22 protein-coding genes and 1 pseudogene are annotated in these 26369 nt (G+C 60.6%); 9 read left to right on the forward strand and 14 right to left on the reverse strand.

Going from position 1 to position 26369, the window contains the following annotated elements; all coding sequences use genetic code 11:
* Nucleotides 1-22 precede the first annotated feature (22 nt).
* The 3 genes and pseudogenes from FBZ97_RS34875 to FBZ97_RS28400 all read right to left on the reverse strand — a co-directional run.
* Nucleotides 23-272, reverse strand: a pseudogene (locus FBZ97_RS34875) (integrase); the annotation flags it as partial.
* A gap of 236 nt (nucleotides 273-508) precedes the next feature.
* Complete coding sequence (locus FBZ97_RS34550; RefSeq protein WP_156090777.1) at nucleotides 509-676, reverse strand: hypothetical protein; 168 nt, start codon at nucleotides 674-676, stop codon at nucleotides 509-511.
* A gap of 106 nt (nucleotides 677-782) precedes the next feature.
* Complete coding sequence (locus FBZ97_RS28400) at nucleotides 783-1679, reverse strand: LysR family transcriptional regulator (RefSeq protein WP_145323638.1); 897 nt, start codon at nucleotides 1677-1679, stop codon at nucleotides 783-785.
* A 90-nt stretch (nucleotides 1680-1769) separates the two neighbouring features.
* Here FBZ97_RS28400 and FBZ97_RS28405 point away from each other — a divergent pair, with 90 nt between their 5' ends.
* A complete protein-coding gene (locus FBZ97_RS28405) occupies nucleotides 1770-2747 on the forward strand; it encodes a nitrilase family protein (protein ID WP_145323636.1) in 978 nt (325 codons plus the stop codon).
* Nucleotides 2748-2768: 21 nt separating this feature from the next.
* Here FBZ97_RS28405 and FBZ97_RS28410 read toward each other — a convergent pair whose 3' ends face one another.
* Both FBZ97_RS28410 and FBZ97_RS28415 read right to left on the reverse strand, forming a co-directional pair.
* Nucleotides 2769-3389 (reverse strand): class GN sortase, encoded by a 621-nt coding sequence (locus FBZ97_RS28410; RefSeq protein ID WP_186449563.1) that lies wholly within the window; start codon nucleotides 3387-3389, stop codon nucleotides 2769-2771.
* A complete protein-coding gene (locus FBZ97_RS28415) occupies nucleotides 3386-5644 on the reverse strand; it encodes a marine proteobacterial sortase target protein (RefSeq protein ID WP_145323634.1) in 2259 nt (752 codons plus the stop codon). Before FBZ97_RS28415 ends, FBZ97_RS28410 begins: the two co-directional genes overlap by 4 nt.
* A 170-nt stretch (nucleotides 5645-5814) precedes the next feature.
* On the opposite strand from FBZ97_RS28415, the gene FBZ97_RS28420 reads away from it, so the two are divergent.
* Nucleotides 5815-6576, forward strand: coding sequence for a helix-turn-helix transcriptional regulator (locus FBZ97_RS28420; RefSeq protein ID WP_145323633.1), 762 nt, complete (start codon nucleotides 5815-5817; stop codon nucleotides 6574-6576).
* Nucleotides 6577-6584: 8 nt separating this feature from the next.
* Here FBZ97_RS28420 and FBZ97_RS28425 read toward each other — a convergent pair whose 3' ends face one another.
* A complete protein-coding gene (locus FBZ97_RS28425; RefSeq protein ID WP_145323631.1) occupies nucleotides 6585-7340 on the reverse strand; it encodes a 2OG-Fe(II) oxygenase in 756 nt (251 codons plus the stop codon).
* A 228-nt stretch (nucleotides 7341-7568) separates the two neighbouring features.
* On the opposite strand from FBZ97_RS28425, the gene FBZ97_RS28430 reads away from it, so the two are divergent.
* Together FBZ97_RS28430 and FBZ97_RS28435 are read left to right on the forward strand one after the other, a co-directional pair.
* On the forward strand, nucleotides 7569-8078 hold the full coding sequence (locus tag FBZ97_RS28430) for a cytochrome P460 family protein (protein WP_145323629.1): 510 nt from the start codon (nucleotides 7569-7571) through the stop codon (nucleotides 8076-8078).
* A 437-nt stretch (nucleotides 8079-8515) separates the two neighbouring features.
* Nucleotides 8516-9799 carry an epoxide hydrolase gene (locus FBZ97_RS28435; protein WP_145323627.1) on the forward strand — a complete coding sequence of 428 codons (1284 nt, stop codon included), beginning with the start codon at nucleotides 8516-8518 and terminating at the stop codon, nucleotides 9797-9799.
* A 157-nt stretch (nucleotides 9800-9956) separates the two neighbouring features.
* Here FBZ97_RS28435 and FBZ97_RS28440 read toward each other — a convergent pair whose 3' ends face one another.
* On the reverse strand, nucleotides 9957-11108 hold the full coding sequence (locus FBZ97_RS28440) for an MFS transporter (RefSeq protein ID WP_145323625.1): 1152 nt from the start codon (nucleotides 11106-11108) through the stop codon (nucleotides 9957-9959).
* Between the two features lie 262 nt (nucleotides 11109-11370).
* Between FBZ97_RS28440 and FBZ97_RS28445 the strand changes: the two genes are divergently transcribed.
* The gene (locus FBZ97_RS28445) at nucleotides 11371-12285 is read left to right on the forward strand and encodes a hypothetical protein (protein ID WP_145323623.1); all 915 of its coding nucleotides are present in this window, start codon (nucleotides 11371-11373) and stop codon (nucleotides 12283-12285) included.
* A 115-nt stretch (nucleotides 12286-12400) separates the two neighbouring features.
* Here FBZ97_RS28445 and FBZ97_RS28450 read toward each other — a convergent pair whose 3' ends face one another.
* Together FBZ97_RS28450 and FBZ97_RS28455 are read right to left on the reverse strand one after the other, a co-directional pair.
* Nucleotides 12401-13612, reverse strand: a complete 1212-nt coding sequence (locus FBZ97_RS28450; RefSeq protein WP_145323621.1) for an MFS transporter — start codon at nucleotides 13610-13612, stop codon at nucleotides 12401-12403.
* An 11-nt stretch (nucleotides 13613-13623) separates the two neighbouring features.
* Nucleotides 13624-14448 carry an aldo/keto reductase gene (locus FBZ97_RS28455; RefSeq protein ID WP_145323619.1) on the reverse strand — a complete coding sequence of 275 codons (825 nt, stop codon included), beginning with the start codon at nucleotides 14446-14448 and terminating at the stop codon, nucleotides 13624-13626.
* A gap of 168 nt (nucleotides 14449-14616) precedes the next feature.
* On the opposite strand from FBZ97_RS28455, the gene FBZ97_RS28460 reads away from it, so the two are divergent.
* A complete protein-coding gene (locus FBZ97_RS28460) occupies nucleotides 14617-15546 on the forward strand; it encodes a LysR family transcriptional regulator (RefSeq protein ID WP_145323617.1) in 930 nt (309 codons plus the stop codon).
* A 54-nt stretch (nucleotides 15547-15600) separates the two neighbouring features.
* Here FBZ97_RS28460 and cueR read toward each other — a convergent pair whose 3' ends face one another.
* Nucleotides 15601-16050: a Cu(I)-responsive transcriptional regulator gene (gene cueR, locus FBZ97_RS28465; RefSeq protein ID WP_145323615.1), complete on the reverse strand. Its 450-nt coding sequence runs from the start codon at nucleotides 16048-16050 to the stop codon at nucleotides 15601-15603.
* A 399-nt stretch (nucleotides 16051-16449) separates the two neighbouring features.
* Here cueR and FBZ97_RS28470 point away from each other — a divergent pair, with 399 nt between their 5' ends.
* Nucleotides 16450-17925, forward strand: coding sequence for a multicopper oxidase family protein (locus FBZ97_RS28470; protein ID WP_145323613.1), 1476 nt, complete (start codon nucleotides 16450-16452; stop codon nucleotides 17923-17925).
* A gap of 264 nt (nucleotides 17926-18189) precedes the next feature.
* On the forward strand, nucleotides 18190-19524 hold the full coding sequence (locus FBZ97_RS28475) for an acetyl-CoA hydrolase/transferase C-terminal domain-containing protein (RefSeq protein WP_145323611.1): 1335 nt from the start codon (nucleotides 18190-18192) through the stop codon (nucleotides 19522-19524).
* A 154-nt stretch (nucleotides 19525-19678) separates the two neighbouring features.
* On the opposite strand, the gene FBZ97_RS28480 is transcribed toward FBZ97_RS28475, so the two are convergent.
* The 4 genes from FBZ97_RS28480 to FBZ97_RS28495 form a co-directional block, all read right to left on the reverse strand.
* Nucleotides 19679-20770 carry a porin gene (locus FBZ97_RS28480; RefSeq protein WP_145323609.1) on the reverse strand — a complete coding sequence of 364 codons (1092 nt, stop codon included), beginning with the start codon at nucleotides 20768-20770 and terminating at the stop codon, nucleotides 19679-19681.
* 392 nt (nucleotides 20771-21162) lie between these two features.
* Nucleotides 21163-22368, reverse strand: coding sequence for an adenylate/guanylate cyclase domain-containing protein (locus FBZ97_RS28485; RefSeq protein ID WP_145323607.1), 1206 nt, complete (start codon nucleotides 22366-22368; stop codon nucleotides 21163-21165).
* A 30-nt stretch (nucleotides 22369-22398) separates the two neighbouring features.
* Nucleotides 22399-24006 (reverse strand): MDR family MFS transporter, encoded by a 1608-nt coding sequence (locus FBZ97_RS28490; protein WP_145323605.1) that lies wholly within the window; start codon nucleotides 24004-24006, stop codon nucleotides 22399-22401.
* A 77-nt stretch (nucleotides 24007-24083) separates the two neighbouring features.
* The gene (locus FBZ97_RS28495; protein WP_145323603.1) at nucleotides 24084-25310 is read right to left on the reverse strand and encodes an HlyD family secretion protein; all 1227 of its coding nucleotides are present in this window, start codon (nucleotides 25308-25310) and stop codon (nucleotides 24084-24086) included.
* Between the two features lie 136 nt (nucleotides 25311-25446).
* On the opposite strand from FBZ97_RS28495, the gene FBZ97_RS28500 reads away from it, so the two are divergent.
* A complete protein-coding gene (locus FBZ97_RS28500) occupies nucleotides 25447-26349 on the forward strand; it encodes a LysR family transcriptional regulator (protein ID WP_145323601.1) in 903 nt (300 codons plus the stop codon).
* The last annotated feature ends 20 nt before the right edge of the window (nucleotides 26350-26369 follow it).

A 26369-nucleotide genomic window follows, 5' to 3' on the forward strand; every position in this document is an offset into this window, starting at 1 on the left:
AAGCGAAGCCGGATACCGTGACCTAGACGATCAATCGAGCCGCCGGGCCGTTCTTCCGCACGGCATTGTTGTAATAGCTGGCGGCCTGCGCGACTGACTGACTTATGCAGGGACCGCTGCATCGCCTCCCGTTGGGGTATGCCTCGTTCGGCCGCCTCGGTCGGATAAGCCGAGCGCGGGCCGTGTGCCGGGAACGCCTCTGGATCGAGGCCCGCTTGGCTGTGACGCGTTCTTCACAAAAGCACATGTGATCTGCGGATCATCGCCAGTTTCGCTCCAAGGCCATCAATACCTGGCGGTAATCGGTTCGCCGATCAAGGCGTGAAATTCAGGGCAAACTACCATCGCGTCTCAAGCACGGTTAAGACGGCGCCACCTTTCGACACCGCCTCCGTAGAAACATCGCGCGAATATCCGTTGTGGATGAATCATCGCCATCCCTTGTCGAAGGCCGAGTCGGCTCTACTTTGCGAATCATCAATGATTTGTGGGGGTTAGTGATTTTGAGTTATGATTGGAGCGGCGTCAGGACCCGGCGCATCAAGGCGATCAAGATGGCGGTTTCCGTGGGGATCGCCTTGGCGATTCTCGGCACTCCGACGATGCTTTGGCTGCATGGTTCGTTTTGACCACCAAGGCGCTTGAACCGTCCGCGGACGACGCCGAGCAGGTTCATGTCTAGCGCCTTTCGGACAATGGGGCTGGAATGCATAATCCCACTTTTGGCGATGAGAGCGGTCGCTTTCATCGCACAATGCCCATGCGTTAGGCCTTTAACTCGATTACCGATCGGCCTGCGAGCCGTGGAATTCCAGATTCTTCGATACATGATCGATGAAACGGGCCAACAGCGGGCTCGCATGTTCGCGATGCCAGCAGATCCCAACCGGCCATCTTGATTCCGGTCCGGAGAGAGACTGTTTGTGGCTGGACCCTGCCAATGCCTGCACGCCACGCCAGGGCAGGAATGCTGCGCCCAGGCCGGCGGAAACGATGGCGTGCACGGTTAGTATGTCGTCGGCATATTGGGCGATGCGAGGCTCGAAACGGGCAAGCGAACACCAGCGCCTGATCTGATCATCCAGTCCCGGTCCGCGCGATGGCGAAAGCGCCACGAAGCCAAGCTCGTTCAACTCCGCCAGCCGATCCTGGGCCGGTATTGTCACCCCGCTTGGAAGCACCAGGGCCAAGTGCTCTTCGATAATGGGCATGAAGGCCAGGCCGCTATCCTCCTCCGGCGCCCGGCAGAAGCCGATATCAAGCCTGCCGTCGAGCAGGCGCTGATGCTGTTCCCGCGATGGCAGATCGTTGAGCGTGATGCTGCAATCGGGCGTCGTCGCACGAAAGCCGGCGATCAGCCGCGGCGCCACGACAAGGGTCGATATTCCAAATCCGATATCGAGGTATCCGGTAAGGCCGGCCATGGCGCGATGCATCTTCCGGTCGACATCGTCGTTCAATTGAAGAAGCGGGCGTGCTTCACGCCGCAGAAGTTCTCCGAGAGGCGTCAGTTTGGCGCCATGGCGGCCACGCTCGAACAATGCTCCGCCGATCGCGGCTTCCAAGGCTTGAATCTGCTTGGTCAAGGTCGATTGGGTGACGAACAGTTTCGCCGAAGCCTTGCCGTAGTGGCCGGTGTCGATCAATTGAACGAAGGATCGGAGGAGCTTTATTTCCATTCTGTCCAGGAATAATTTCAATCAATAAAGTCATTTTACGAAAGAGAAGCCGCATGGTCAAATTGCTTCATAGCGAAAGAAGCAATCGACATGGCGCTCAAGATTTCATCCGTACAGTTTCAGCATCGGGCCAATGACAAGGCCTTTAATCTCTCTCGCGTGGAGCATTTCACGGAAGAAGCCGTGCAGGCCGGCAATCAGCTTGTCGTCTTTCCCGAGATGTGCATCTGCGGATATTGGCATGTTCCGAAACTCGATAGCTCTGCGCTGCGGGCGCTGGCGGAGCCGCTCTCCGGTCCTTCGATCAGCCGGGTAGCCGCGCTCGCGCGTAAGAAGGGCATCGCGATCGGCGCGGGCTTCCTGGAGGTGGGTGAAGACGGAAAGCTCTATAACAGCTACGCGGTCTGCATGCCGGATGGCCCCATTCATTGCCATCGCAAGCTGCATGCCTGGGAGCATCGCCTCATTTCCAGCGGCGATGCCTTCACGGTCTTCGATACACCTTGGGGAATTCGGGCCGGCATCCTGATCTGCTGGGACAATAATCTGATCGAGAACGCGCGGGCGACCGCGCTGCTTGGCGCCGAACTCTTGATCGCGCCGCATCAGGCTGGCGGCGGGCATTCGGTTAGTCCGCACGGGCTGAAGCGGATACCGGTCGAAAAATGGATCAATCGCCACGAAGATCCGGAGGCGATCGAGGCCGAATTTCGAGGACCAAACGGTCGGGAATGGTTCATGCGCTGGCTGCCGTCGCGCGCCCACGACAATGGAATGTTCCTCGTCTTCAGCAATGGCGTCGGACAGGATGAAGACGAAGTGCGCACCGGCAACGCCATGATCCTCGATCCCTATGGTCGGATCCTAGCCGAAACCTGGGCGGCCGCCGATGCGAGGGTGAGCGCTGAAATCGATCTGGCCTTGCTCGACAAGTGCACTGGCCAGCGCTGGATAAGAGGCCGGCGTCCGGAGCTCTATGGTATCCTGACGCAACCCAACGCCAACGGTCTCGCCCCAATGGATGCGCGTTACTCGGAAGCGTCTACCCGCACCGGCGGCCAGGGTTGATTTCGATATCCTGGCCGTCGTTTATTTACCCGTCGTTCCTTCGAGATCGGCATAGACCAGATAGCGCAGCGGTCCCGAGGTCACGGCGTCGAAGGGAAAGCAGGTCGCCAGCACGAGATGGACGCCGCGCGCGTCGGGGTCGATCTCTGCTTCATCCCAGCGGGCAACGGCCATGCGGGTCACGCGGAAAGTGAAGGTCCGACCATCGCTGCGTGTGATGCGGATATGGTCGTTCACACCGATATCTTTCAGGAAAGTGAAATGGGTATCGCGGTGCGCCGCATAGACGGCCGTACCCTCTTGGCCCGCTTGCGGGGTATTGTCGAGATGACCGGGGCCGAAGGCAAGCGCCTGTCCGCTCGCACCCTTGAGCGCGATGGCTAAAACGCCAAGGCGTGGAACTTCGATACGCGCCACCGGCCAGGTGTCGGCCCAGCTCCAGGGCTTGACCGCTGCGCCTGATATCACGCTCTCGGCGAATGCGCGCTCCAAGAGAAGCTGCGCCAAGGCCGCCTTGGCGTAGATCCATCCTCCCTGTGCGGCGAGGAAGAGACCGGCGGCGATGAGAATGCCGGCCGCGAAAGTTAGGAGGGAGCGCGCTGGCGCGCTCCCGATGGTCTGGATGCGAGTGGCCGCGATCATGCCCGGCTCCTTCGCGATGCGAGGACCAGCAGCGAAGCTCCGCACAGAAGGGCAAGCAATCCCTGGAGAATGAGAAGCATTCCGGGCGTCGCGGTCTGCGGCAGCGGAACGCTGGCCGGAGCCGGCGCGGAGATGGGTTCAAGCTCCGCATCGTCATCCACACCCTGCGACTTATCAGCTGTCTGCTGATGTTTGTTGTCGGCTTTCGCATCCCGCGCCGCACCGATGCCGAGGAGCTTGTCGTAATCCCAGCCCGCGGGAAGCTGCAATGGAATGTCGGCCTGTGTCAGCGGCGCGTTTGCCGGGCGCAGACGCTTCGTATCGACAGCGACGAGACTTGTGAGGCGCGTGACCAGATGATGGTCGAGTGCCAATCGCAGGATACGCTTGTCGGCATCGGCCTGCGTGATCTTGCCGAGCGTGAGATTGACCTCGGCGTCATCGATCTGGCGGCGAGCCCAGATCTTCGAGATGCCCTTGGCATTGCTTGCCTGGTCGAGCGGCAGGGAGATCGTCCACGCGCGGTCGCTGATCTCGCCGCTGACGGTCAGGGTTCCGGCTGCCTTTCCCATCCGGGCCGCCAGAACCAGCGGTTCGCCATGGTAGATGTCGGGCAGGAGATTGGGCGACAGGTTGACGTTCTTTTGCGAAAAGGTGGCCGCGACGTCGGTGACAGCCGGGTTCTCCAGCTTGTCGAAGAGGGCGCGCATGTGCTCGTTCACCTCGGCGACCGAACCGATGTGGGTGAAGCTGCCCTGGCCTAGTTCGGCGGCGCGGTTCATCAGGTAGGTGTTCGGCGCCGAGCCGATGCCGACCATGAAAATACGAGAGCGTCCCCGCGATTTTGCGATCGCATCGAGAAGCTGCTGCTCGTTGCTGACCTCGCCGTCCGTCAGGAACACGACCTGGCGCAATCCGCTGGCCTGGTGGCTGTCGTCGAGCGCTGCTTGAAGCGGCGGCAGCATTTCCGTTCCGCCGGCGGCTTCCAGGCCGGTGACGAAGCGACGGGCCGAGGCGATATTCTCGGCCGTCGCCATCACCGAATCGGAGAAGAATTTGGTCATCGTATTGTCAAAGCGAATGACGTTGAAGCGATCATTCGGCTCGAGCCGGGACAGGGCATAATCGAGGCTTGCTCGTGCCTGTTCGATCGAGGTGCCGCCCATCGAGCCGGAATTGTCGATGACGAAGACCACTTCGCGGCCGGCCTTTCGCGGCGTCGCCACCGCCGGCGGCATTACATAGGCAAGCACATAGTCATCCTGGCCGACACGTTCGCGGAAGAGGCCGACGCTTGGCATATTGCTCGCGACGGCGCTCCATTCGAGCACGAAGTCGCGATCGGCGGCCGCATCGCCATCAAGGACGATCCGGCGCTCGGTGTCGCTGACCTTGTCGATCTTGACCGCGTGATAGAGGCTTTGGACGTCATCGAGCGGGAAACCGGCGTTGAGATTGACCTTGAGGGTGACGGGGTTGGTGCGATCGCCGCCAGGAGCCATCAGGGGTGTCGAGATGGATTTGTCGCTGACCTCACGCGATGGGCGCTGTTTGGACTGACCCCAGCCGGCCTTTAGATCTGCCTGCTGCGTGATGGGCGATGCGTCTTGCGGGCTGTAGCGCGGTGCGACGACGAGCGGCACCCGCAGGGAGAAGCGACCGTCCGCCAGGCGGACCGACTGCTGATATTCGATCTGTACGACGATCTTTTCATGCGGGCCAATATTCGCGACCGCATTGGTGAAGACATTCGGGCGCTGCTGTTCAACCAGGGACGCCTTCTTTCCTTCCTTGCGCGCTTTCTCGTATATGGCACGCGCGGCCTGCTTCTCCTTGATATCGGCGACAACGACCCGGTTGCCGACGATCATCTTCAGGGAATAGACGGCGCTGTCTTCCGGAAGTGGAAATACGTAGAGGGCTTCGACCCATTTGTCGGTCGTGTTCTCGAATGCTTGCGTGAGCACCGCGCGTGCCGTCGGTCCGTTGACGTCGAGATCGACATCGGTCGCGAGCCGGGGTGCCTCGATATATCTTCCCTCTTCCTTGGTCTGAAGAAGAAGGCTGCCCGCGCCCATTTCGTTTGGCGTGACGAAGGCTGCGGGTTGCGCGCGCGATTCCAGGGGATGCAGGAGCGCGAAAACGACGGCGAGTACCGGCAGCAGGATGGCATTGCTGAACCAGAGCAGCAGGCCGAATCCGATGAGGAAATTCTGCCGCTTCTGGTAGCGCGAGACGTGTGGCGAGGCTGACATGACAGGCTCCTTAATCGCTGGTGGAATGACTGAAGCCATTGTGAACAAAGGCTATTTTCTCGCCAGCGTAAGCTTTGCCCTCTTTCGTCCGCATCTTGCCGCAAACGGTCTTGCCGGTTACGGCCATGTGTGGAATTGTGAAGAAAATTACGCAATCAGGAAACGAGTGAATGGTCCAGGGCGACCCCTATTTGTCCGACAGCCAGAACAGCGCCGTGGCGGCGCGGGTTCGCGAGGAGATCGCCCGACGGCGCATTTCCAGGCAGCGTCTCGCCAATGATGCGCGCATTAGCCTTTCGACCTTGGAGAAGGCTCTTTCGGGCCACCGGCCCTTCACGCTGGCGACTCTCATTCGGCTGGAGCAGGCGATGGGCGTCGTGCTGCGGGAACCCGCTGGAACGCAAGCCCCCATCGTAAAGGAAAGGCCCGGCCATGCCCCCGAGGAACTTGGTGCCTATTCCCGCGCCTCGGTTTCCTGGCTGGAAGGCACCTACCTGACGCTCCGTCCATCCTTCGGGGATGCGAAGGCGATTTTTGCCTATTGCACCGAGATCGCCTGGGATGAAGACCGGACCTGCCTGAGTTTCCGCGAACGCGAGCGCAGCGACGCCTCGTTTTCACAGCAGGGCTCGGTGTCGGTGCCGCACCTGTCGGGGCATATCTATTTGGTGACGAATTCGTCGGGGCAGTATCGCATGGCGATATTGTCGAGACCCAGTATCACCGGCGAGATGTTCGGCTTGCTGACGACATTGCGCGCCGGGCAGGGCTCGCATCTCACACCCGTCTCGACGCCGCTCGCCCTCCTGCCGATGGCGGCATTCGCGCAACCGTCGCTGGGGCGCGTCCTGGCGGGCGATCAGAATCACCAGGCATATTCAGCCATCATGCATAGAATTACCGGAGAAAATTACGCCGGCTTCGTCGGTTAGCGACGCCCTTAGCGGGCGTCGTGAAAGATGATGCCGACAGTGTGGCGCATTCCTGAGCGGACCCGGCTTACCCCGTGCCTGAGATTGACACGGTAGTTCCCCTTGGTTCCCCGCACGGGCCGATTATGGACTGCGAAGGCGACGGCATCACCTTGTCGAAGCGGCACGACGTCCACGCGGCTTTGCATGCGCGGCCGCTGTTCGGTCAGGACAAACTCACCACCGGTGAAATCCCGCCCCGGCTCGGACAGCAGAATGGCCACCTGGATTGGGAAAGCGAGTTCGCCGTAGAGGTCCTGATGCAGGCAGTTGAAGTCTCCCGGCGCGTATTGCAGCAGCAGCGGCGTCGGACGCCGCTGACCGGCCTCGTGGCATTGCCTCAGGAAGGCGGCATGCTCATCGGGATAGCGTTCCTCAACCCCCATGCGTTCATTCCACCGGTTTGCGATATCGGCGAGACGAGGATAGAGCGCGGTGCGCAATCCACCGAGAAGCCCTGGCAGCGGATAGTTGAAATAGCGATATTCGCCTCTTCCGAAACTGTGGCGCGCCATGATGACGTGGCTGCGGAAATGACGCTCCTCGGGATAAAGGCGGGAGATTGCGTTGCATTCATCGGGTGCGAGAAGCTTCGGAAGGACGGCGCAGCCGAAGCCGTCAAGTTCTCCCGCCAGCGACGGCCAATCATAGGCGTCGACCCGGGCCACGATGGGGCTTTCCAAGGAACCCGGAGCAAAAGTAGAGATCGATACGTTCATGTTCATATCCTCGGTCTGGGCGGGCTTTCGAGGGCGTTCGAGGCCTGCGAATGCCGCGATAACCTGGAGCCTAGCGCCCGAACCGGAGCTGCCGCCACCCGATTTCCGATGAGCGGCTCACACGAATGGGCCTCGCCGGCTACATTGCGATACAATCGCGCCGTTTCCTGAAATCTCGCGGATACAATTCCAGACGATCTTCCCGCGAGATCATCCATCAGGCAGGAGGCCAGAATGAAATTTGCGTTCCTCGGTGCATTTGCCATCTCAGGCCTTGCCGTCGGCGTCGCCGCTTCGCAATCGGCGGGTTCCGCGACGCCGCCGGAAAATGCCTCGCCGATTTACGGCGTGACCATACCGGAAGGCTATCGGGACTGGAAATTCATCGCGCCCGCGCAGGAAGCTCCGCCGCTCGATGAACTTCGCGCCGTGCTGGGCAATGATATCGCCATTGAAGCCTACAAGAAGGGCACGCTGCCTTTCCCGGATGGCTCGATCCTCGTCAAGCTGGCCTACAAGCGCAAGCAATCGAAGGAGTTCGCGCCGGCAACGGTGCCGGGAGCGCCGACGACGGTTCAGGTCATGGTGAAGGATTCCAAGAAATATCCCGACAGCCACGGTTGGGGCTTCGGGCGCTTCGTCGATGGCAAGCCGGTCGATCTCGCCCAACATGAAACTTGTCTCAGCTGCCATGTCGGTAACGTCAGGGATCACGATTACGTCTTCACGCGCTATGCGCCGTAAGGTGCGCTAACGCGATTAAGTGGAATTTGCCGGCCTGATCTCATCATAGGCGGCCGGCCGGCTATCATGGTTCTCCTCCCGCCGGGATAGCCGCCTCTATTTGGCCGATGGGCGAGCGTTGCTCCGAGCAAGCAGCCATCGAACCGCTTCCATCTTCACGGAAGACAACTTTCACAAACCCGCGCAATCTCCATGGTGCCGCCTCGGGAGAGGTCTCCAAAATTCTTCTTCGCCGGCTAATTGGGCAGGTTCCGGAATTCCGGCCTGCATTTTGTCGGTGGCAAAGTCAACGCGCGCAGTTCTGTATTCCATTGTAGCCTCGGTCGATCCGGACACGGAAGGATACAATTTGGCTAGGTTGAGGACACAACCGGGATACACGCCGAAAGCAAAACTTCGCGGCATTCAACAAACCTCCCAAACTTTTGGAGATCCTGATGTCGCCTTTATCCTTCTCAATGAACAGACGTGCCTTTGTGACCGCCGCTGCCGTCGCTGGAGCAGCGTCGCTCCTGAAGCCTGCCATGTCCTTTGCCGCATCGGACGCCTTGCCTGATGGTGTGAAGCCGTTCAAGGTCCATGTTCCCGACAGCGCGATCGCCGAGTTGAAGCAAAGGCTTGCGACGGCCCGCTGGCCGCTCAAGGAAAATGTCGCTGACGACTCCCAGGGCGTGCAGCTCGAGCGTCTGCGCGATCTCGTCGGATATTGGGCCGACGGTTATGATTGGCGAAAGGTGGAACAGAAGCTCAATTCCCTGCCGATGTTCGTGACCGAAATCGACGGGCTGGATATCCACTTCATTCACGTGCGCTCCCGGCACGAAAACGCGATGCCGCTGATCATGACCCATGGCTGGCCTGGCTCGATCCTGGAAATGCTCAAGGTGATCGATCCCTTGACGAATCCGACAGCGCATGGTGGCAGCGCCGAAGACGCCTTTCATCTCGTTGTGCCATCGATCCCCGGTTTCGGCTTCTCCGGTAAGCCGACGGCGAGGGGGTGGGGCTCGGACCATATCGGCCGCGCTTGGGGCACGCTGATGCATCGTCTTGGCTACGAGCGCTTCGTCTCGCAGGGCGGCGACTGCGGCTCCGTCATCTCCCAGCGCATGGCGCTCCAGAACGTACCGGGATTGCTCGGTATCCATCTCAATATGCCTGGGATCGTCCCCAAGGAGATTGCCCTTATTCTGGCTGCTGGCGATCCCGCTCCGGCCGATCTGACGGATAAGGAGCGTGCCTGCTTCGACAAGTTGGCGGAGTTCTACCGCGATAGCTCGGGCTATGCCAACATGATGGTCACCCGTCCGCAGACCATCGGTTATTCGCTCGTCGACTCGCCGGTGGGCCTGGCGGCCTGGATCTACGACAAGTTCGCCACCTGGACTTATAGCAACAAGCAGCCGGAAAAGGTCCTGACCCGCGACGAGATGCTGGATGACATCTCCCTCTACTGGTTCACGGAAACCGGAACCTCCGCGGCCCAGATCTATTGGGAAGACCATTCCAACAATTTCAATGCCATCCAGATTCCGACCCTGCCGGTCGCGGTCAGTGTCTTCCCGGGCGAAATCTACCAGGCACCAAAGACCTGGACCGAGCGCTGCTATGGCAACCTGATCTACTTCAACGAAGCTGACAATGGCGGGCACTTCGCGGCCTGGGAGCAGCCGGCGATCTTCACCAACGAAGTCAGGGCGGCATTCCGTTCACTCCGTTAAGCGGACAAGGCGTCTGACGTGGTGAAGGCACCCGCAGGCAAGCGATGCCCCACGCTTGGCCGCGGAAGAGGGGGAAGCGCATAGCCTTCCCCCTCGCCAGCCGATAACGGATGCTGGCTGATTTGATCCAGCCGATTCTCGCTAGATCGCTGAGTCCTTACGCAAAGGCGCTTCGGCGTCCAGAAAGCGAACCCACACCCATCAGGCCGGCCAGGATAACCGGGATGCATACCAGATACGCCGTGCGAATGCCCGCGTGTTCGGCAATGAATCCAAGCAAGGGCGGCGCCAGGAAGAAGACGACAAAGGACATCTGCCCGAGGGCCGCGACGTTGACATGGGCCGGGCGGTCAGTGCGCTGGGCGGCGGCCGAGACCACAAGCGGATAGACCGCGCTGCAGCCGGCGCCCATGAAGGCAAATCCCAGAAGCGCGACGTTGGGGTGAGGTGCCAGCCAGACGGCGCAAAGCCCGGTTATCGCCAGGAGCATCAGGGAAAGCGCGACGCAGCGGGAGCCGTAGCGATCGACGAACCCGTCGGCGAACAATCGCGTCAGTGCCATGAAGAAGGTGAACAGCGTCAGGCCGAGGCCGCCGACGAAGGGTTCGACGTGAAAGACGTCGCGCATGTAGATCGCCGACCAGTCGATGCCGGCACCCTCGACCAGGAATGCCGCGATGCCGATGACGCAGAGCGGCAAAAGGCCGAGCGTCGGCAACGCGATGTGATGGGTCTCGACATGATCCTCGGTCGGGCGGGCCGGCGCGTTGCGCATGCCGGCAATGATAATCGAGCCGACGATGAGGACGAAGATAAATGTCAGGCCGAGATGCACGTGCATCGGCACGCCCTCCTGCCGGATCACCGACGACACGAGTGCCGTCACAAAGAAACCGAGGCTCCAGAACCCGTGCGCCCGACTCATGACGCCGCGGCCGAGCTGGGCCTCGATGCGATCGATCTCGACGTTGAGGTTGATCTCCAGCGCACCTGCCAGCAATCCCTCGCAGAAGAGGACAGCGAAGACCAGCGGAGCCCAGCCCATCCACGGCACGAGCGCGAGGGATGCGGAGGTTCCGAGCACGGTGATGAATGCCGTCTTGCGCGCGCCGAGGCGTGCGACGATCGGGGAGACGAAGGTGAGTGATATGAGCGCGCCGATCGCCGCACCGATCAGTGTCAGGCCGAGCTCGGATTTGTCGATGCGCAAGGCATCCTGCAGATCGGGAAGGCGCGAAAGCATCGCGCCCATCGAGACCGCGAACAGGAAGAAGCAGACATAAATTCGCTGCTGCGGTTCAAGACGCATTTCGGCGCTCCAGGAAATCTGAACACGAGAGATGGAAAGGGTCTATCCGAAAGCAACCTGCGCTGGCAATACGAAGGCTCTCAATTCATCAGACAAATTAGAAGCGTGGGCTAATTCGGCAAGTGCGCGCGACCGATCAGAAACAAAACCCGCGACTGGACAAAAAAATTCGCCGACCTAACTCAGCCGGCGGGACACGCATAAATCGCATCGCTCTCATTTTTCATCCTTCGTCAACAGATCAGGAAACGGCAGATCAGATATGGGATTAGCACCGCTCACCAGGCCGGCGGGCCAGACGTCGCAAACGGATTTGAACAGCTACAGGCTGATACCGCTCTCCAGTTGCCCGATTCTAGGCAGCAGTGCGGCATCGGGACTGCCGTCCGGCGTCGTTTTTTCCGGCCGGTCCTTCGAAGCGGCAAGCGACAGCGCCCTGTCCTGCTGCGGTCGCTATAACCTGAGGAACAGTCTGCATCAGGGCGTAGCGGCGATTGGCGATGACGGACATCTGATCTTTGCCGTCAACAGCTGGGTGAGCGGGCAGCGCTGCACGGTCATGGGTGCCTTCGACCCCATGGGCAAGCCTGTCGCGCCGACCAGACCCCAGCAGGATTTGCTTGGAAAATATTTCCAGTCGCCCGAGCGTCCCATCGTTCTCGATTCAAAGGCGAAGAGCGACATCGGCTTCAAGACGAATGGGCTCAATCCGAACGTTGGCGTCTATGTCGGCAACAAGACGATCATCTTCGACGTCAAGGCACGGTCGTCGGATGGTAAGACCGAAGGCAGCGCCACGATCACGACCGATTTCAACGGCAAGGTTCAGGATCAACTCTACGAGCTGTCGACCAAGGGTAACAATTCGTCCCTGAGTGGCAGCTATGAACGCAGAGGCACCCAGACAGCGGAGAGCCTGAAAGCATCATGGGACAAATGGTCCTTGGAGGGCAAGCATTCCCAGGATGGCACAAGCAGGAACCGCGAGCTCAATCTTTCCTATCGCGCCACGGATAAGATAACGATCAAGGCCTCCTGGAGGCCGGACGTGAAGCCGCCATCCACGCCTCCGCGCATAAGCGACTATTCGATCTTCTCGGCCACCAACCCCAATCCGCCGCCGGCTCCTCCGAACTATAGCAACTACATGATCACGCTCGAAATCAAACTGCCCTGAGCAAGGCTGTTTCAATTGAGTTAGGCCGTCCGCGGCAAAAGACCGTGGACGGCTTGATTTTAGCAGGCAGGGCATCGAGAAATTTCGACGCCCGATATGGGGACCAGTGGATTGATCACGCGCCACAATTTGCCGGCAGCGACGACGGCTTGCGTGTGCCGATCAAAACCAGCGCCAGGCCGGCGGCGGCCAGCAGACCTCCGGCGATCGAGACCGCCGCATAGCCAAAACCAAGGCTGATGACGGCGGCACCCGTTGCGGCTCCAAGGGCGTTACCAAGATTGAAGGCTCCGACATTGATGGAGGAGGCAAGGCCTGGCGCTTCCGCCGCCGCTTCCATGACGCGCATCTGCACGGGCGGAACGATCGCGAACGCCGCGCCACCCCAGAGAAGCAGGCCGATGGCGGCTCCTGCGTGGGTGATCATTGCCAATGGCAGCGCGAACATGATCGCCGCGAGCAAGGCCAGGAAGATCTTGGTCGCGCCGTCGAGCGACCAGTCGGCCAGCCGACCGCCAAGCCAGTTGCCGATCGTGAAGCCGATGCCGATCAGCACCAGTCCGAGGGTCACGAAGCTATTGGAAGCGCCGGTGAGTTCGTTAAGCGTGGGAGCGACATAGGTGTATAGCGAGAACATCGCGCCCGCGCCCATGACGGTGGTCGCCATGGCGATGAGAACCGTAGGATGGGTGAGCACGGCCAGTTCCCGCCTGATATCAGGCATGGCACCGCGCTCGCCTTTCGGAAGAGCGATGCAAAGCGCGGCGATAGCGGCGACACCGATCAAGGCGGTTCCAGCGAAGGCCATGCGCCAGCCGATCGCCTGACCGACCCAAGTCGCGGCCGGCACGCCGCCGATATTGGCGATCGTCAACCCCATGAACATGGCGGCGACCGCGCTTGCCTGTTTTTCCTTCGGCACCACGCTTGCCGCCACGACGGCACCCAGGCCAAAGAAGGCGCCGTGGTTGAGGCTGGTGACGAGCCGGGCAAGCAGCAACGTGAAGTAGCCCGGCGCCATCGCCGACATGAGATTGCCGATCGTGAAGATGCTCATCAGCAGCATCAACGCCGTGCGCTTGCCGAAGCGGCTGAAGGCGAGCGTCATGAAGGGGGCGCCTACCATGACGCCGATCGCATAGGCACTGATGAGGAGGCCTGCCGTCGGGATCGAGACATCGACCCCCTTGGCGATGACCGGGAGAAGTCCCATCGGCGAAAACTCGGTCGTGCCGATACCGAAGGCGCCGATCGCAAGCGCGAGAAGAGCCCATCGGGCGTGGGAGGGTGTTTGGGCCTTTTCGGCCGTCGAAATCTTGGCGTCCATGTTGAAACTCCTTAGGCGTCCCATTGGGGCGCGAGGCCGGGTGGGCTGACAATGCGGCCATCCGGGCGGGCGAGAGCGGCGATGGCGATCATATCCGCCTCGTCGAGATTGAAGTCGAAGATCGCGATGTTCTCCTTGACGCGCTCGGGATTGGCGGTCTTGGACAGCGCGATGTGGCCCTGCTGGATCAGCCAGCGGAGCCCGACCTGCGCGGCGCTCTTGCCGTATCTGGCGCCGATCCGCTGCAATACTGGCTCCTTCGGCACAGCGCCGTCGGCCATGCCGTAATAGGCGGTGATCGCGACATCGTTCGCTTTCGCCGCCGCGATAAGGGCCTGTTGAGGCAGATAGGGATGGATCTCGACCTGATTGGTCACGATCGGCGTGCTGGAAAGTCTGGCCGATTCCCGCATCTGCGCGATATTCTGGTTGCTGACGCCGACGAAGCGGGTCTTGCCGGCGGCCTTGACGGCGTTCAGCATTTCGATCTGGTCGGCGACCGGCACCTTGTCGCCCGGCCAGTGCAGCAGCAGGAGATCGACACGGTCGGTCTTCAGCTTGTCGAGGCTCTCGTCAACCGAAGCGGCGAACTTCTCCTTGCTGTAATTGTCGACCCAGACCTTGGTGGTCAGGAAGAGGTCGTCCCGTCTTGTGCCAGCCGTTTGCAAGGCCCTGCCGAGCGCTGCCTCGTTCTGATAGATCTGCGCCGTATCGAAATGACGGAAGCCGGCTTCGAGCGCGGCCGGGATGACACGCTCCACTTCCGCGTCCGACATGCGGAAGACGCCGAAGCCGAGCGCGGGAATTGTAGCGCCGTGGGCGGTAATGGTGAGCATCGAAAACTCCTTTTTGAAAATCTCGACGGCCTTGGCCGCCTTGAATGGATGCCGCGCCGGATTTGAAGGCGCGATTTCTTCGGCCTATGAAATAGAGAGAGCATCCGCGCTTGATAATTGGGCAGCTTTTCACATTATTTGTGAAACCAAATCAAAAATAGGTGCTCCATGGACAATCGCGTCGGGGAGATGCAGGTATTTCTTCGCGTGGTGGAAGCAGGCAGTTTTTCCGAAGCGGCGCGCCTGCTGCGCATGACGCCGTCCACCGTCAGCAAACTGATCTCGCGCATCGAATCCAGGCTCGGCGTGCGGCTTGTCGAACGTTCGACACGACGGCTATCGCTGACCCTGGAGGGGCGGATCTACTATGAGCGCAGCCAGGCTCTGCTGCATGATCTCGACGAGGTCGAGCAGGAACTGGCGCAGGGCGCGACGACGACGGGCGGCACCGTACGGGTCAACATTTCCGTTGCCTTGGGCGTGCTCGGACTTGAACCGCTCTTGCCGGAATTCTGGCAGAGTTATCCCAATGTCGTCGTCGATCTCTCGCTGTCCGATGAAATCGTCGATCTTTATCTCGACCGCACCGACGTCGCTTTTCGGGTCGGGGCCCTGCCGGCTTCAGGCATGATCGCGCGCCGCATCGGCATTGCCCGCCGCAAGATCGTCGCCGCGCCCAGCTATCTCGATCGCCATGGAATACCGCTGACCGTCGATGATCTGTCGCGGCACAATTGTCTGGGGTTCAATTTCCGCCGTCTCGCGCCCGTCTGGCCGGTAAGGGAAAGCGGCCGCATCGTCGATCGCGCCATGACGAGTTCGCTGCTCGCCAACAATGGCGAAACCGTGCGGCGCATGACGCTGGCGGGTGTGGGGCTTGCCCGCATGGGGGACTATCACGTCCGCGCCGACATCGCGGCCGGCCGTCTCATCGAGGTACTCGCCGATGTCGTCGAGCCGGATGAGGAGCAGATCCATGCGGTCTTTCTCGGCGGCGCGCGCATGCCGCAGCGCGTGCGCGTCTTCCTCGATTTCGTCGTGCCGCGCCTCAGGCAATTCCTTGAAGGGGAGGCCCGAGCGGCCTTGGTGGGGATTTAATCCCGGCCATGTCCTGTGCCGGCAACCCGCCACCGAGACGTCGGCGGGCAGGGATCACTGCAAGGGCCGGGGTATCGCGCCGGTTCGAGGCTGGATCGACGGATTTTCGTCCTCCTGATCGGTCTCGAGCCGCTGCAGGATCGGGCAATGCGGACGATGGTCGCCCTGGCAGGAATTAACGAGCATGGTGAGTGTGTGCTCCATATCCTGCAGGTCGGCGATCTTTTTCTTCAGCGCTTCGATGTGACCCTGAGCCAGGCGCTTGACCTCGGCGCTCTGCCGGGTTTCGTCTCGCCAGAGTTCCAGAAGCTCGCTGATTTCAGCGACGGCGAAGCCGAGATCGCGTGCCCGGCGGATGAAGCGCAGCATGTGCACGTCGTTATCCGAATAGTCGCGATAGCCCGATGCCGTCCTGCCGGCGGCCGGAATGAGGCCGGTTTCTTCGTAGTAGCGGATCATCTTGGCCGAAACGCCGGATGCCTTTGCCGCTTGTCCGATATTCATGAAGCTTCTCCAATGACAGGCACCGCCTGATTGTCGCCGATGGCAGGTGGCCCTTCCAACCATGGGAAGGTCAATAGCATATTTTTCGCCAGGGGGCACTTGACCTTACCACGGTTGGAACCTCCACCTTGAGCACCATGAGATCAAAACCCATGAGAATTCTCGATGGGCCCACGGTCAAGGTCGAGACGACCGCCATTCAACCGCTACCCGGATACGCGGTCGAACAAGCGGGCTGGCAGGCGGTCGCGAACTGGGCAACCAAGGTCATGAAAAGCTCTCCACGATCACCATCGACGCAGAGCCGGTTGAAGGCGCCTTAGGTTCAGGGACCAAGGAGCGCGAGGCTGCGGTGAGCGGCCTAATGGGGACATTGCCGTGTGTAAGAGGAAGCAATCGATGCACCGACGTCGTTTTCTAACAGGGCTGACGGGCCTGGCGATTTCCGGGCCGGCCGCGGCCCAGATGATGCATGACATGCGACATATCGGGGCAAACGGCGCTCATGACATGCCGATGAGCGGCGGCAAACCTGTCTTGCCGGAAGGGCGGCCCTTGCGTGAGTTGCCGCGCTTGATGAACGAGGCTGGCAAAGCGGGTCTGTTCAAGGCAAGGCTTGCCGCCGAACCGGGGTCGGTTCGTTTCGCCGAGGGGCTCGACACGTCCGCGCTCCTCTATAACGGCGGAAATCCGGTGATCGAGGCGCATGAGGGCGACAGGGTCGAGATCAGTTTCAGGAACGGCATTCCCGATGAGCCGACGACGGTTCATTGGCATGGGATGCCGGTGCCGGCGGATCAGGATGGCAATCCCATGGAATCCATCGCCTCGGGCAGCGAGCGCCTCTATGCTTTCGATCTGCCGCAAGGCAGCGCCGCATCCTATTGGTTCCATCCCCATCCGCATGGCCTTACCGCCGCGCAGGTCTATCGCGGACTCGCGGGCGTCTTCCTGGTCAAACCCAAGGATGACCCGATCCCCGCCGAATATGGCGATACGATCCTGATGTTCACCGATCTCCGGATCGGCGAAGATGGAAGCATGCCGGCGAGCAACATGATCGATCTGATGAATGGGCGGGTGGGCGATCATATCCTAGTCAATGGCCAGAGGAATCCGGTCCTGGCCGTCGCGAAAGGGGAAAAGCGTCGCCTGCGCCTCTTCAACGTGACAAATGCGCGGTTCCTGCGGCTGACGTTCGAGAATGCCGCCATGGTGCTCGTTGGAACGGATGGCGGCCTTATCGACGCTCCCGTCGGCATAGACGATTTGTTGCTCGCTCCCGCCGAGCGCGTCGAGCTCATCATCTCCTTCGACAGACCTGGAGCGGCGAAGCTTGTCACGCTCGACTACGAGCGTGGGTGGATGGGGCCGGGCAAGCCCGAAGAGGCCGGCATGACCTTGCTGACGGCAAATGTCTCGGAGGAAGCCGCGCCTGTCGCGCCGCCGCTTCCCGCGAAGCTGCGCACCATTGACCGCCTCGCAGAGCCGGCAGTCACGCGTCGCTTTGTATTGACGGAATCCATGGAAGGCATGGAGATGAAGTTCCTTATCAACGGCGCCAGTTTCGATATGAAGCGCATTGACGAAGTCTCGAAGGTTGGACAGGTCGAATTGTGGGAAATCGTCAATCAGGCGGACATGGACCATCCGTTTCATGTGCATGGGGCGCAGTTCCAGCTTGTCGAACGCGAAAGAGATGGCGCGGTCACCAAGCCGTCCTACCACGCCTGGAAAGACACTGTGAACGTTGCCGCCGGTGAGACGGTACGCATCCTGCTACGACAGGATTTGCCGGGACGGCGCATGTATCATTGTCACATCCTCGAACATGAAGATCTCGGCATGATGGGCACAGTCGACGTTAAGGCCTGATAAGCTCGGTCATCAATCGAAGCGAAGAGGGAAGATTGTCGTTCCCCTCATCCTTGGCCTCGAACCTAGATCAGGTTGAGGCCGAGTTCGCTTTTGTCGGTGTGGATGTGCTGTTCGGGTCTTGCGCGAACAGCGGGTTCGGCGCTTTTATGTAAGCGCGTTCTACTGCAGCGAAGTGTTCGCGGCGACCTTGGAGGAGGGTCGATCGCGATCCCGCAGTGGATGCCAAATTGTGCTGACGGTGGCATTCAAGGGGAGGACTCGATGGCCGCTAATCATCAGACGCAATACCGCGAACGCGTGCGCTCTGCCCATGAGGCCGTTGCCTTGATACCATCGGGCGCGAAGATCGCCATGCCGATCGCTGCCGGCCAGCCGCCGGCCATTCTCGCGGCATTGGCCGAGCGCGCGCGGGCCGGCGCGGTGGACAATGTCCGGCTCTACTACCTGCTTTGTACAGGCGTCGCCGGCTCGAGCGTGCTCGACTTCGACCTGCGTGACCGCATCATTCCCATGAGTTATTTTCATGGAGCGGTGGATCGCGCCCTGGATAAGCGGCGAATGGCCGAGATGCTGCCGGCCGCCGAAATCGTGCCGTGCCATTTCAGCCAGGTGCCGCGCTCCCTGGTGGAGCATGTGGGCGTCGATACGTTGATTGCCACCGTCTCGCCCATGGATGCGGACGGGAATTTCAGTCTCGGCGCCAGCACGGATTATGCCCTGGCGGTCGCCCGCAAGCCCGGTGCCCGGCTGATCCTCGAGGTCAATCCCAGCATGCCCTATGTGCGGGGCAATTGCATGATCCCGGTCTCAAGCGTCACCGCGCTTGTCGAGAACGACGCAAGCCTGCCGGCGCTCGCTGCCGCGCCTCGCTCGGAAGTCGATGATGCGATCGGCGCCATAGTCGCGGGACTCGTGGACGATGGCGATTGTTTGCAGATGGGCATCGGCGCGTTGCCGGACGCTGTTTGCGCCGGTCTATCCCAGCACCGCCACTTGGGCATCCATACCGAAATGATGACATCAGGACTTGCCGCTCTGGTCAGGGCCGGCGTGGTCGATAATAGCCGCAAGCAGATACATGTCGGGCGAACCATCTTCACCTTTGCGCTGGGAGACAAGCCGCTTTACGACTTCCTGAACGATAATCCCGATGTCGAAGCACATCCCGTGGATTATGTGAACAATCCCTTCGTCATCGCCCAGAATGACCGCATGGTGTCGGTCAATGCCACGCTGCAGATCGATCTCAATGGCGCGTGCAATTCCGAATTCGTTAATGGGCGGCAGTTCAGCGGCACGGGCGGGCAGGTGGATTTCGTCCGAGGCGCCTATGGCTCACGCGGCGGCCGCTCGATCATCGCCTGTCATGCGACGGCGGCCAAGGGAACGCTTTCGCGTATTGTTCCAACGCTGACAGGTCCAGTAACGACGTCGCGCAACGATATCCATATCGTTGTCACGGAATATGGCTGGGTGAACCTCAAGGGAAAATCGGTGGCGGAGCGGGCGAGGGCGATGATCGCGCTTGCCCATCCCGATTTCCGGGAGGAGCTGGATCGGGCTGCCCACCAGGCGGGGTTCTACGCGCCGGATTGACGTCATCAGCGTTGATCTTGCATGGGGATAAGAAGAACCCGGGGGGAAATCGGATCCTTCCGGCTTTGATCGGACGTCAACCGATCGATGGAAGAAGCCCGAGGGATTGGACCTCAGGCTTCTCATACCCGGCGCTAAGCCGGGTAATTCCATATTAGAAGCTACGCTGGAAGCGCAGGATACCAGCCCACTGATCCTGGTTCACGGAATCGAAGTTGGTGTAGGAGACTTCCGGCTCGATGAGCAGGTTCTTGACCGGGTTCCACTTGACGTTCGTGGTCGCCGCAAAGATCTTCGAGTCGGTGTAGGCGAGCTGGAGGTTCCACTTCAGCTTTTCATTGATCGGAACGCCAACGCCGCCCCAGACAGCCCAGTCACCCCAGCCGCACTTCGATGCATCGTTAGCCGGGCAAGAAGAGCGAGCCAGGTTGGTGCCCGCGTACTTGTTCAGGTTGTCGCCGTCCGTGTTCCAGCCGCCCATCAAGAAGGCGGAGAAGACGCCGAAGTCAGCATCGACGCGAGCCTTGATGGCGCCTTCCGACTTAATGGAGTCGTAACCGCCGACAACCTTGAAGCCCCATGCGCCGGACTTGAAGCCGGCACCGGCAACGACGTCGGGAGCGTAGTGGTTGGCCTTGTCGTCGCTTGCCCAGCTCGCGCCATAACCAGCGCCCGAGCCGCTGGAGTTCGAGTCTTCAACCGAGACGACAGCCGTGAAGCCGTTGCCGGCATCGTAGGTGTAGGTCAACTGGTTGAGTTCGTACGGGCCGTCATAGATCACGTCGTCGTTGATGACGTCGCCGGCATAGCCGATGTAGTAGTTATACTGCGAATCGGCCTTACCGACCAGGAAACCGCCGAGGCTGATGTTGGCGAACAGCAGCTTGCTTGAGGTCGAGTTGCCTTCCTGCCAATCCCAACGGATGACCGTGTTGGTCTTCAGCGGGCCGTATTCGGTGTCGGTCGCGGTGTCGAGGCTCAGCTGAGCGCGGGTATGCCAGAGAGTGCCGTTGTGGCTGTTGGCATTGTAGGCATCGTACCACTTGCCTTCGGTACGGACCATGCCGCCGACCTTGAGGCAGGTTTCGGTACCGGGAATGAAGAAGTAGCCAGCACCATATGCGTCGCAGATGCGAACGTATTCCAGCGGCTCCGGCTCGGCGGCGACGATCGCGTCTGCTGCGTGGGCACCGGATACCGCCGCCAGAGCGGCAGCGGAGCCGAGAAGAAGGCTCTTGATGTTCATTGTAAACTCCTTGTCGTAATTATTTCTACGTAATCCAAGGAGCGAGCATAATAGGCTGCCATGGAAGTGCTCCCCGCAAACAGGAAGCCAAACCAGGCGCTGCATCTGCAATAGACCGCCGGTACTATCCCCACCCCGATAGGACCTCGTTAGCTGGCGGCTGAAACAACAACCCCACCAGATCGCAAGCTAATTAGGTCCTGACGACAGAGCTATATACATTCAGATTGTTTGTAAATCCGACCCGGAGCCATTCGAAAACGGAAAAACTGGTTGTTGATTTAATGCAACACATGTTTGGCGGGAAAATTCGGAGAGGAAACCCCATCCAAGCAATCGACGGATCGACCGAATGCTCGGATGGCCCAACCTCTCTCCTCTCATCGGCGGCGTCAGCATGCGATCGCAAACAGCTCCATCGCATTGGCGAAGCCCTTCAGCGGCTGCCGCCCGATCGAGATCGCATCGTTGATATCAGCCTTTTGCTGGAATGGGCCTGATATCAGGAGCGCTTGGCCGCTCTCGCTGCAGACGTTCTGGATACGGCTGACGATATTGACGTCAGGGCCGATCAAGGTGAAGTCCAGGCGGTTGCCGGAGCCGACATTGCCGTAGCTCACCTCGCCATAGTGCAGCGCTATACCGACCTTGACACGGATGCCTTCATATTCGAAGCCGCCTATTTCATCGAGAATTGTCTTCGCCGCGGTCAGCGCCGCATCGCAGGCTCCGGTCGCATCGACGCCTGGAAAGAATGCCAGAACCGCATCGCCCATGAATTTCAGCACCTCTCCACCTTCGCGGGTGATCGCCGGTATCACCTTGTCGAAATAGGCGTTCAAGAGCCCGAGCACGGTGCCGCCTGCCAGCCGATTGGAAAGCTCGGTGAAGCCGCGTAGGTCGCACAGCAGAAGTGCGGCCTCCATGGATTCGATTTCTCCGCGACGGATGTGTCCTGCGAGGATGCGGCGCGCCGTCATCGGGCCGATATAGGTGTCGAGAAGGCTGAGTTCGCATTGTCTGAGGACGCGAAGTTCGCACGTGTTGCGCAATGCCGGCAGGATGCGTTCGATCAGGTCATGCTCGCCGGATGTGAAGCCGCCTGGCCGCCGCGTGGCGAAGACGGCGCAACTGATCGGTCCGTCGGCGTTGCAAAGCGGCGCCACGATCAATTGCACGAGCCCCCGGCCGGAAAATATGTCGATGTGTTGCCAGCGTCCATGCGGACTCTCACCCGGACCGACGACGAGCGGTTCGCGCATCTCCTGTGCCTTCATGAGCGGCGTGTTGGCAAGCGCGAGACGCGAGCCATGTTCGCGATCATGGATCTCCACCGGCTCGCCGGGCGCCCAGGCGAAGGTGCGGCCGATGAATTCGGGATGCAGCGTCGTCAGGTGCAGCGTCAACCGATCGATGGGAAGGCCGAGGGCCCGCAGGCGGCGACCGAGCCCGGCGACGAGGCCGGCCTCGTCGAGGGCGTGGCATTCATCGCCTGTCAGCCATTCGATCAGGCTGAGGGTAGCCGCAGTATTGACGCCAATATGGCCCGTCCTGGAATTGATGATCGAGGTCTTGGGCATGTCGTGCAGCAGGGTCATGGCTATCTCCTCCTCTTTGAGATGCGGCGCTCAGTGTGCCGCACCGCCGGAAAGGTGGCCGGGTTTCTTCAGAAGCAGGCTCGCGACGAGGGCGATGACCAGCGCAACGCCGAGCAGGAAGAACGTGTCGCTGAAAGCCATGATGTTGGCCTGCTTGCGAAGACTGGCGGCGATGGCGACGATCGCCTTGTGCGTGGCAAACGCCTGGTCGCTGACACCATGGTTCATGAAGTAATTCGTCAGATTGACAACGCGGGCACGGGTCGCCTCTTCGAATGCCGAGACCGAATTCGTGAGAATGTTGGAATGAAACTGCTCGCGCTTGGTGAGAAAGGTCTGCAGCGCGGCGATGCCGACCGCGCCACCGAGATTGCGCATCATGTTGAAGAGCGCCGAGGCGGAACCGGCATTTTCCTGCTCGATGCCGGCGGTGGCGATCGCTGTCAGCGGCGTGAAGGCGAGCGCCTGGCCGACGGCGCGCACGATATTCGGCCAGAAGAGCTGATCGCTGGCATAGTTGCCGGTCATGTGAACATTCATGAAATTCGAGGCGGCAAAGAGCGCGAAGCCAACGATGATCAGCAGGCGGGCATCGACACGTTTCATCAGCCGTGGCACCAGCGGGATCAGGATGAGCTGCGGAATGCCGGTCCAGGCAAGCACCATGCCGATCTGCTCGGAATTGTAACCCTGAATACGCGTCAGGTAGATCGGCAGGATGAAGACCGAGCCATAGAGGGCGACACCCATCAGGAAATTGGCGACGATGCCGAAGCCGAAATTGCGGCGCGCCAGCAGGCGCAGGTTGAGGAGCGGATGGGCGGCGCGAAGCTCGATGATGAGAAAGAGCGTCAAGGAGACCGCGGCGATGACAGAGAGGCGGACTATGAAAGGGGAACCGAACCAGTCGTCCTTGTTGCCTTCCTCAAGCACGGTCTGCAGCGCGGCAAGGCCAACCGCCATGGTGATGATGCCGGGCCAGTCGCCCTTGGCGAGCAGCGAAAGGTTCATCGGCGCGCGATCGAGCGAGGCCCAGAGCATGCCGATCATGAGAATGCCGGGCACGAGATTGACGTAGAAGATATATTCCCAGCCCCAGTTTTCCGTGAGGTAGCCGCCGATGGTCGGCCCGATCGCCGGCGCGAAGGTCGCCGAAAGGGCGAAGAGCGCGAGGCCGATCGGCTGCTTGGGCTTGGGGAGCAAGGTGATGATGATCGTGAAGGCCATCGGGATCAGCACTCCGCCGGAGAAGCCCTGTATGGCGCGCAGCACGATCATCTGCTGCAGATTGGCGGCAAAGGCGCAGCCGACCGAGAAAAGCAGGAAAAGGAGGGCGTTGGTCAGCAGATAGATGCGCACGGAAAAGACGCGGGCGAGCCAGGCGCTAAGGGGAATGACCACGATTTCGGCGATCAGATAGGAGGTCGAGATCCAGCCGCCATCGTCCGTTCCAGCGCCGATCGCGCCCTGGATGTCGGCAAGCGAGGCATTGACGATCTGAATATTGAGAACCGCCATGAAGGCGCCAAGTGTCGAACCAACGACGGCGGTCCACATGCGCAGCGGGCTCATGGCGGGCCGGGCAACCGGAGCGGATACGGCTGAATTGTTGTTTGCGGCGATCTGAAGGGTAGCCACGGCGCCTCTCCTTCCGGCTCATGCCGGAATAATCTCATGACGATACAAAGGTGATAATCGATGAAGATTGGGAAGGATCATCCAGCGTGGCTGGATAATCCTTGTGCGTCCGTCGTCGATGTCTGGATGGCCTTGGTGTCGATTTCCGGCTCCACCGACATGCCTGAGCGCAGCAAACCGACGAGATTATCGTCATCGATGACGATCTTCACCGGTATGCGCTGGACGATCTTGGTGAAATTGCCTGTCGCATTGTCCGGTGGCAGCAGCGAGAATTCGAGCCCGCTTGCCGGCGAGAGGCTGTCGACGTGGCCCTTGATGGTGATGTCCGGGAAGCTGTCGACCTTGATTTCGACCGACTGTCCGGGACGTACATAGGTGAGCTGCGTCTCCTTGAAGTTCGCGACGACATAGACCGAGTGCAGCGGCACCACCGCCATCAGCTGCGTTCCCGATGTCACATACTGCCCGACGCGAATCGAGCGGGCGCCGACCGTGCCGTCAACGGCGGCGACGATGTTGGTATAGGAAAGATTGAGCTCGGCCTGCTGGACGGCCGCAGCGGCCCGATCGCGCTGGGCGGCTGCCTGATCTCGCTGGGTCTGAAGCACCGGCACCTTGTTCTGAGCAGCGACGAGCGCGGCCTGATCGCGCTCGACGGCGGCGGCTGCCTGCTTTCTGGCTGATGCCGTCTCTTCGGCGCGCGACTGTGTGCCGACGCCGTTGGTGATCAGCCGAGCCGAACGCGCTGCATCCGATATCGCATAATCCAGGGAGGCTTGCGACGCGTCGACCGTCGCCTTGGCCTGCCCGATCAGCGATTGCTGCAGCTGGATCTGCGCATCGATGTTGGAAATCGCCGCATCCGCGGCCTTCAGATCCGCCTTCGCCTGGGAAAGTGCGGCCTGGAAATCGCGGTCGTCTATGCGGGCGAGCACCTGGCCGACCTTGACCTTATCATTGTCGTTGACAAGCACATCCTTGATATAGCCGGCGACCTTCGGCGCGATCGTGGTGTAATCGGCCTTCACGTAGGCGTCGTCCGTGGATTCGATGAAGCGCCCGACCGTCCAGTAGCGATAGCCGAAATCCGCCGCGATCGCGACGCCAGCCAGCAGCGCGGCGATCAACACGCCGCGCTTGATGAGCTTTCCGCCTGTCTTGGGCGTGGCCGAAGCGACAGGCGCTTCGACGGTCACACCCCGCGGGGCTTCGCTCGTGGGAGACCTTGCGACCTCGTTGGCCGGAGCAGCGTCGGCTTGGCTCGCGTTCTTGAACGCTTCGTTGCGGGGGAGTTCCACCATCGTCCGTTTCCTTCAATGCGCCACCCCTTTGCCCGGGGTCATTTTGATGCGATGAAGATGCATCCGAACCGTCCTTCTGATAATCTCCTCAAATTGGGAAGGATCATCAAGTCACAGTGGATAATCCGAGGACAATATGGATCGGTTGACCAGCCTCACAGTCTTTGGCCGGGTGGTGGAATGTGGCGGCTTTTCCGCCGCCGCCCGCCGGCTCAACATGTCCGTCACCATGGTGGGCAATCACGTGCAATCGTTGGAAGACCGCTTGGGTGCGCGGCTCCTGAACCGGACGACGCGCCGGATCAGTTTGACGGAAACCGGCAAATATTATTATGAGCGTTCCTCACAGATACTGGCCGATCTCGAGGAGGCCGATCGGGCCGCCGGCGCGCTTAGTACCATGCCGCGAGGCACGCTTAAGCTCTATACCAGCGGCGCGATAGTCCGCTTCCTGCTTCCCGTCGTCAACGAATTCATGACGCAATATCCCGCGATCTCGCTCGATTTCAACGTCGGCGAACGGTCGATCGACATGGTCGAGGAGGGTTACGACCTGATGATCCGAACCCTCCCCGCATCCGACTCGACACTCGTCGCGCGCAAGCTCGCGCCCTGGCGGCACATGCTCGTTTGCTCGCCCAAATATCGTGACACACATCCGATGCCGAAGGTTCCGGCCGACCTCGCGGAGCATAATTGCCTGCAATATACCTATTACCCCTATGGCGACGAATGGCGTTTCGAGAATGCCGATGGCAAGCAGGTGGGCGTCAAGATTTCTGGCAATGTCGTCTCCAACAGCGCGGAGACGCTGCGCTTTCTCCTGGCGAGCGGGCAGGGCATCTTTCTCGCTCCGAGTTTCATCGTCTTCGAAGAGGTCGCCGCTGGCCGTCTCGTGCGTGTCATGCCCGACTATCGCGCCGTGGAATTCACGATCAGCGCGATCTATCCGAACCGTAGCCATCTGCCGACGAAAGTGCGATTGTTCATCGACCTTTTGGCGGAGCGTTTCGTCGAGCACCGCAAGTGGATGACCTGAGCACAACAAGGCCGAGTCCT

The sequence above is a fragment of the Rhizobium sp. ERR 942 genome (assembly GCF_007828395.1).
Lineage (GTDB): Bacteria > Pseudomonadota > Alphaproteobacteria > Rhizobiales > Rhizobiaceae > Rhizobium > Rhizobium dioscoreae.